The organism is Bradyrhizobium sp. SRS-191, from assembly GCF_024586915.1.
Classification (GTDB): domain Bacteria; phylum Pseudomonadota; class Alphaproteobacteria; order Rhizobiales; family Xanthobacteraceae; genus Bradyrhizobium.
The window spans coordinates 60374-67242 of the sequence record NZ_JANBVS010000028.1 but is presented as its reverse complement, the minus strand read 5'-3'; the positions used below and the strand labels follow the sequence as shown (position 1 = coordinate 67242).

Sequence of the window (6869 nt, the reverse complement as noted above, 5' to 3'; positions counted from 1 at the left end):
CCTCAGCGCGGCGTTGTCGTTCGTGGCGCGAGCTTCGGCACGATGTCTGCGTCACGACATCGCTTCACGACGGCTGCGTCGCCCGCGCGAGCGCCGCTGCACAACCGTGTGATCGCCTCCTCGGAACCGATTCAGGCGCGGTTCATTCCCTAGAACGTACGCAATGCTGCGCTGTCTGTCGTCGCACGCCATTGTCCCACAGGAGATTCCTCATGCGCATGTTCGTCCGGACCACCTTCGTCGCGCTGGCCCTTGCGGGCTCAGGCGCCGCGATGACGGCCCTTGCAACGCTCCCGGCCCTTGCGCAGGCGGCCAAGGATTCGCCGGCGCAGCCGCCCGGGCCGACCATCAGCCAGCCGCCGCAGCTCAAGCAGATCGCGATCACGGACAAGCAGATCGAGAACGTGCTGGCGTCGCAGAAGGACATGGACGCCGTTACCGACAAGCTGCCGGAGAACGCACCGCCGGACCAGAAGGTGGTGACGCAGCTCGACGGCATCGCCAAGAAATACGGCTTTGCCAGCTATGACGATTTCAACGTCGTGGTCGACAATATCAGCCTGGTGATGGGCGGCATCGATCCGAAGACGAAGAAGTATGTCGGACCCGAAGCGGTCATCAAGCAGCAGATCGACCAGGTCCAGGCCGACACCAAGATGAAGCCGGATGACAAGAAGCAGGTGCTCAACGACCTCAACGCGGCGCTGAAGGCCAAGCCGCCGGAGGTCGAGAACAAGGGCAACATCGATCTCGTCGTCAAATATTACGACAAGCTCGCCGCGGCCTTCGGCGAGGATGACAACTAGGACGTTCAGCCGGACCGCGTTTTGAGAGCCCCGACCATTGGTCGGGGCTTTTTTGTTGCGCGGTGCGCAGACGCAGCCCGCAGAGCTCAGTGCGCGAACGTCTGCTCCATTGCCTTGCGGACCCGGACGGTTTCGTCAGCGGCGTCGAACGCGACATCGCTCCAGCGCACGACGGCGCCACGGGCAACGGCATGGGTGAGCTTCACGCGATGCGCCAGGCCGATCGGCAATGCGCCGACGTGCAGGCTCGTTGCAGCGGGCAGCACCTTGCCCCAGACGGTGTATCCGCCCTCGCCATCGAGCATCTCGCCCGCCCGCAGATCCTTCTTGGCGACGGCGACGACATCGCCGCGGAAGCCGAGCGGTTGGCCGGTCGGCTCGTTGCGCAGCGCCGCCGACAGCACCGAGACGTTCAGCTCGAGCCCGATCAAGTGGTACGGCTTGTACATCGCCGCAAAGCGGCCGCTGGAGTCGGTCTTGAGTCCGTATTGGCGGAAGCAGTCGGCCGCGTAGTCGTTCGGCGCCTCCAGCACGACATAGACGCCCCAGCGCAGGTCGCGAAACACCGGCCGTCCGTCGCGCTCGAGCGACGACACCACCTCGACCATCCCTGATCGCTCCAGCACGCCGCCGCGGTCGTGCGGCCGCAGCACATGCGGCAGGTCGTCGACGCCGCAGGGAGGAAACAGCAGGCCGTCGCTCGGAACATCGAGCCCAGTCGCATTGGCGATGGCCGCCATCTCGATCGCCGACTTCGTGCCGTCGAGGAAGGAGTTGAACATCTGCGGATTCATGCCGGCGGACTGCGCCTCGCCGGCCGTGAGCCCGTAGTGCTGCCAGACGCCATCAGGCGTGACGTCGTGATAGGCCGGCAGATACTTCGTGCCCTTGCCCGCGGCCACGACGTGGAATCCCGTCGCGCGCGCCCAGTCGACGAGCTCGGCCGTGAGCGCCGGCTGATCGCCATAGGCGAGCGAATAGACCACGCCGGCCTTGCGTGCTTCGTCAGCCAGCAGCGGCCCCGCCAGCACGTCGGCCTCGACATTGACCATCACGATGTGCTTGCCGGCCTTGATCGCGGCACGCGCATGGCGAATGCCCGCGGCCGGGCTGCCGGTGGCCTCGACGACGACATCGATGGTGTCGGTGAGCGCTTTCGCGCCGTCGCTGCTGAACGCCGTGCGTTCGATCAACTCGGCGCTCCAGCCGACCGTGCGGCAGGCATCGCGGGCGCGCTCGGGATCGAGATCGACGATGACGGGCACTTCGAGCCCCGCGACGTGCGGCACCTGCGACAGGAACATCGAGCCGAACTTGCCGGCGCCGATCAGCGCGGCACGCACAGGTTTGCCGGCGGCAGCGCGGGCTTGGAGGAGGGCGTGGAGGTTCATACTGTTATCCGGTTCAAAGGCTATCGCGTGGTGTGCAACTCTCCACCCTGTCGTCATGGCCGGGCTTGACCCGGCCATCCATCTCTCATCGGGAGAGTCGTTCTGTGGATGGATGCCCCGGGTCAAGCCCGGGCATGACGACCTGTTACACGGTGGAGTCCGTGCCTTACTCCGCCGCCTCGCGATGCGCGCGGGCGAGTTGCAGCAGCGCATCGTCCGGCAGGGTTTCGATCGGTGTGAAGTCGCGGTGCGCGATGTACTCCGGGCGCGTCGGCGTGCGGATGGCGTTCGAGACCGCGTTCAGCGTCAGGTACACGATCTTGCGCGGATAGGGCGTGATGTTGCCCGCCGAGCCGTGCACGAGATTGCCGTGGAACATCAGCATGCCGCCGGGCTTGCCGGTCGGCGCGACGATGCCGCCTTCGGCCACCAGTCGCGTCACCGTCGCCTCGTCGAGCGTCCACAGCGGATAGGATGTCGTCGCGAGATCGTGTGACGCCTCGAGATCGCCTTCGTGCTGGCTGCGCGGCACCAGCATCAGCGGGCCGTTGATCGGCATCACCTCGTCGAGGAAGATCGCGATGTTCATCGCGCGCGGCTCGGGCATGCCGTCGTCGCGCTTCCAGGTGCCGTAATCCTGGTGCCATTGCCAGACGTCGCCGGTGAAGGCCGATTTGGCGTTGATCTTGAACTGGTGCATGTAGAGCTTCTCGCCGAAGATCTGCTCGATCGGCTCGATCATGCGCGGATGCGCTGATAGCACGCGAAAGGCGTCGTTGTAGAGATGCGCCGCAAATGCCGTCCGCGGCGCGCCGCTCTTCTCGCGCCAGACCTCGGGCCTGTCGGCCGCATAGATCGCTTCCGCCTCGCGGGCAAGGAAGGCGGTCTCCTTCGGGCTGAACAGCTCGGGCAGGAACAGCCAGCCCTCGCGATTGAAGAATGCGACCTGCTCCGGCGTCAGCTTCATGGCGTTCTCCCTTTGCTTCGGCTTCCTCGGCGAGACATCCGGTCTTTGCGCCGGCTGGTCCCCGCGCTCGTCGACGTCTGGGGCCGCGAATGCGCGCCTGTCGACATTGGCAGAATCCGGGTGGATCGCAACATTCTCCAAGCCTAATTTGATCGTCAGATGATACGGGGCAGAGCGACGATGGAGCCCGCCATGTCAGACCACAGCTATACATTGTTCGAAACCGAGATCGGCACCTGCGCGGTCGCCTGGGGACCGCGCGGCATCAACGCGGTGCAGCTGCCGATGGGCGGCGTGGCGCAGATCCGGACGCGAATGCAGCAGCGCTATCCCGGGATCGTCGACGCTGAGCCGTCGCAGCATGTGCAGCGCGTCATCGAACGTATCAAGGCGCTGCTGGCCGGCGAGCCGGACGATCTCAGCGATGTCGATCTCGATCTCGACGGCGTCAGCGCGTTCCAGCGCGGCGTCTACGACATCGCGCGCCGGATCCCGCCGGGGCAGACGCTGACCTATGGCGACATCGCCAAGCAGCTCGGCGGCGTGGAACTGTCGCGTGAGGTCGGCCAGGCGCTCGGACGCAACCCGTGCCCGATCGTGGTGCCCTGTCATCGCGTGCTCGCGGCCGGCAACAAGCCGGGCGGCTTTTCCGCCAACGGCGGCGTCGACACCAAGCTGAAGATGCTGGCGATCGAGGGCGCGGCGGTGAACTACACGCCGAGCCTGTTCGATTAAAGGCTAAGCTGGGCGCGCGGGTTTGATCTCGGCCTCGTTGCGATCTATGCGATGGCGAGGCCGGGACCGGCCGACCCATCTCAAAGCGAGTCCGCCATGAAGATTCCGACGCTCCCCTTCACCGTCACCGATTGGTCCGCCGTGCCGGTCACCGAGCATCCGGGCGAGCAGGGCAAGGCGTATTGGCGGACGCTGATGATCGGCGACATTCGCGTACGGCAGGTCGAGTATACGCCCGGCTATCTCGCGGATCATTGGTGCGACCGCGGCCACATCCTGCTGGTGCTGGAAGGTGAGCTCGAGAGCGAGCTCAAGGACGGCCGCAAGTTCACGCTCTCGGCGGGCATGAGCTACCAGGTCTCCGATCTCGGCGACGCCGCGCACCGGTCGTTCACCGCGACCGGCGCAAAACTGTTCATCGTCGATTGAGGCTAGATGGCCTCGCAGGCGAAGCCGTTGCCCTTGCGCGTGATGCGGCCGACCGAGGGCGACGGGAAATGCGCCGTGCAGCACAATGTCGGGGTGTCGCAATAGCGATCGAGAAAGGCGCGCCGCGTCACGGCGGCCTGCTTGGCGTCGACGTCGAATTTCGGTGACAGCTCGGGATAAGCGAGCTGCAACGGCGAGTGGATCAGATCGCCGGCAAAGACAGCGTCATCCTTGCCTTTGCCAATGGCGACAGCGACATGGCCGGGCGTGTGCCCGGGTGTCGGCAGCAGCCGGACATGATCGCCGATCGCAAATGCGTCGCTGACGATGTCGGCGCGCTGGGCCTCGACCACCGGCAGCACGCTGTCGGCAAAGGCCGGCACCTCGGCCTTGGCGTTCTGCGCGACCCAATAGTCGTATTCGGTTTGCGCAAACACGTAACGCGCTTTGGGAAAGGTCGGCACCCACAGGCCATTGTCGAGCCGCGTGTTCCAGCCGACGTGATCAGTGTGCAGATGCGTGCACATCACGATATCGATGTCGTCGACCCCGATGCCGGCCGCGGCGAGCGCCCGCATGTAGGTGTCGTCGCTCTTCATGTTCCAGACCGGCCGCGCGCGCGGCTTGTCGTTGCCGATGCAGCTGTCGATCAGGATGGTGTGGTGAGGCGTCTTCACCACGTAGGACTGGAAGCACAGGATCAGGGTGTCCTGTGCGTCCAGCGCATGGGCTGCTTGCAGCATGCCACGCTCGGCTGCCAACATCTCCGGTGTCAGATCCGGAAACACCTCGCGCGCCGGCAGGAAGGTGGTCTCCTGCTCGATGATGCGATGGATGGTCGTGTCGGCAACCGAGAAATTCAGCATCGTTGCACTTTCATTTCAGGAGATCACGCCGCCGGCGGCACCGAGATCTTCACGGACTCACGCTCCAGCATCTTCTGATGGAACGCGTCGAGCGCGGGATAGGCCTTGCGCCAGCCGCAATCGGCGAAGCGGAAGTCAGAATAGCCGAGCACGCAGACGAGTCCGATCGACACGATGTCGAACGGGCGCGTCATCAGGTCGCTTTGCGCATTGAAGCGCGCCATGCCCATCCAGGCTCTGTTCCAGTGGTCGTCGGACCAGGCCTGCCAGCGCGTGCCCTCCGGGCGCACCATCGCCTCGTAGCGACACAGCAGCATCGAATCGAGCATGCCCTGCAGCATCGAATGCTCGCTCTTGACCTTCCAGCGCGACGGGCCCGAGGCGGGGATCAGTCTGTTGCCGCCGGCGAGCTCGTCGAGATATTCGACGATGACGTAGGAATCCAGGATGACGTCGCCATTGTCGAGGATCAGCACCGGCAGCTTCTTCAGCGGCGTGATCTTCATGTACTCGTCATTCGCCTGGCCGGGCATGACAGCGGCGGGCGTGAACTCGATCCTGTCGATCAGGCCGAGCTCGATGGCGGCGATGCGCACCTTGCGGGCGAACGGCGAGGCGGGCGAGAAGGTGAGTTTCATCGTGGTGCTCCTGGAATACTCTCTCCGATGTCATGGCCGGGCTTGACCCGGCCATCCATCTCTCACGTAAGGGGCTGCAAGACGTGGATGCCCGGGTCAAGCCCGGGCATGACGGCGTTGAAAGTGGGGCCAACTCACGTCTCTGACGACTACGCCTCGATGATCTCTTGGCGCTGCTCGCCGAGGCGCTCGATGCCGAGCGTGACGACGTCGCCGACGTTGAGGAAGGTCGGCGGCTTCATGCCCATGCCGACGCCGGGAGGCGTGCCCGTGGTGACGATGTCGCCCGGCAGCAGGGTCATGAACTGCGAGACGTAGGAGATGCACTTGGCCATCGTGAAGATCATCGTCGCTGTCGTACCGGTCTGGCGGCGCTGGCCGTTGACGTCGAGCCACATCGACAGGTTCTGCACGTCCGGGATCTCGTCCTTGGTGACGAGCCACGGACCCACGGGGCCGAACGTGTCGTGCGACTTGCCCTTGGTCCACTGGCCCAGGCGCTCGATCTGGAAGTTGCGCTCGGAGACGTCGTTGCAGATCGTGTAGCCGGCGACGTGGTTCAGCGCGTCGGCCTCGGACACATACTTGGCGCGGGTGCCGATGATGGCGGCGATCTCGACCTCCCAGTCGAGCTTGGTCGAGCCGCGTGGCTTCTCGACCTGGTCATAGGGGCCGCACAACGCGGTGTTGGCCTTGAGGAAGAAGATCGGCTCGGCCGGAATCGGATTGCCGGTCTCCTTGGCATGATCGGAGTAGTTGAGGCCGATGGCCACGAACTTCGAGATGCCGGTGACGGGGGCACCGAGACGCGGCTTGCCGGCGACGGCGGGCAGGGAGGCCGGGTCGAGCGCGGCGAGTTTCTTCAAGGACTCCGGCGCATAGGCTGCGCCATCGAGGTCCTTCACATGAGCCGACAGGTCGCGCAGCTGGCCGGAGGCATCGATCAGGCCGGGCTTTTCCGTGCCTTTGTCGCCGTAGCGAACGAGCTTCATTTGGTTTCTCTCCCTCAGTTCCTTGGTATTCCAGAGCCCTGTCAT

At 65.0% G+C, this 6869-nt stretch carries 8 protein-coding genes; 3 read left to right on the top strand and 5 right to left on the bottom strand.

What is annotated here, in order from left to right; all coding sequences use genetic code 11:
• Nucleotides 1-212: 212 nt before the first annotated feature.
• The gene (locus NLR35_RS32075; protein ID WP_257170549.1) at nt 213-806 is read left to right on the top strand and encodes a hypothetical protein; all 594 of its coding nucleotides are present in this window, start codon (nt 213-215) and stop codon (nt 804-806) included.
• Nucleotides 807-892: 86 nt separating this feature from the next.
• On the opposite strand, the gene NLR35_RS32070 is transcribed toward NLR35_RS32075, so the two are convergent.
• Both NLR35_RS32070 and NLR35_RS32065 read right to left on the bottom strand, forming a co-directional pair.
• Nucleotides 893-2197: an NAD(P)H-dependent oxidoreductase gene (locus tag NLR35_RS32070; RefSeq protein WP_257170548.1), complete on the bottom strand. Its 1305-nt coding sequence runs from the start codon at nt 2195-2197 to the stop codon at nt 893-895.
• 166 nt (nt 2198-2363) lie between these two features.
• On the bottom strand, nt 2364-3164 hold the full coding sequence (locus tag NLR35_RS32065; RefSeq protein ID WP_257170547.1) for a phytanoyl-CoA dioxygenase family protein: 801 nt from the start codon (nt 3162-3164) through the stop codon (nt 2364-2366).
• Nucleotides 3165-3356: 192 nt separating this feature from the next.
• Between NLR35_RS32065 and NLR35_RS32060 the strand changes: the two genes are divergently transcribed.
• Nucleotides 3357-3899 carry a methylated-DNA--[protein]-cysteine S-methyltransferase gene (locus NLR35_RS32060; protein ID WP_257170546.1) on the top strand — a complete coding sequence of 181 codons (543 nt, stop codon included), beginning with the start codon at nt 3357-3359 and terminating at the stop codon, nt 3897-3899.
• A 96-nt stretch (nt 3900-3995) separates the two neighbouring features.
• Entirely contained in the window at nt 3996-4328 is a 333-nt protein-coding gene (locus tag NLR35_RS32055; protein WP_257170545.1) for a DHCW motif cupin fold protein, read from the top strand.
• A gap of 2 nt (nt 4329-4330) precedes the next feature.
• On the opposite strand, the gene NLR35_RS32050 is transcribed toward NLR35_RS32055, so the two are convergent.
• The 3 genes from NLR35_RS32050 to NLR35_RS32040 form a co-directional block, all read right to left on the bottom strand.
• A complete protein-coding gene (locus NLR35_RS32050) occupies nt 4331-5194 on the bottom strand; it encodes an MBL fold metallo-hydrolase (protein ID WP_257170544.1) in 864 nt (287 codons plus the stop codon).
• Between the two features lie 23 nt (nt 5195-5217).
• On the bottom strand, nt 5218-5832 hold the full coding sequence (locus NLR35_RS32045) for a glutathione S-transferase family protein (protein WP_257170543.1): 615 nt from the start codon (nt 5830-5832) through the stop codon (nt 5218-5220).
• A 149-nt stretch (nt 5833-5981) separates the two neighbouring features.
• Complete coding sequence (locus NLR35_RS32040; protein WP_257170542.1) at nt 5982-6824, bottom strand: fumarylacetoacetate hydrolase family protein; 843 nt, start codon at nt 6822-6824, stop codon at nt 5982-5984.
• Nucleotides 6825-6869 lie beyond the last annotated feature (45 nt).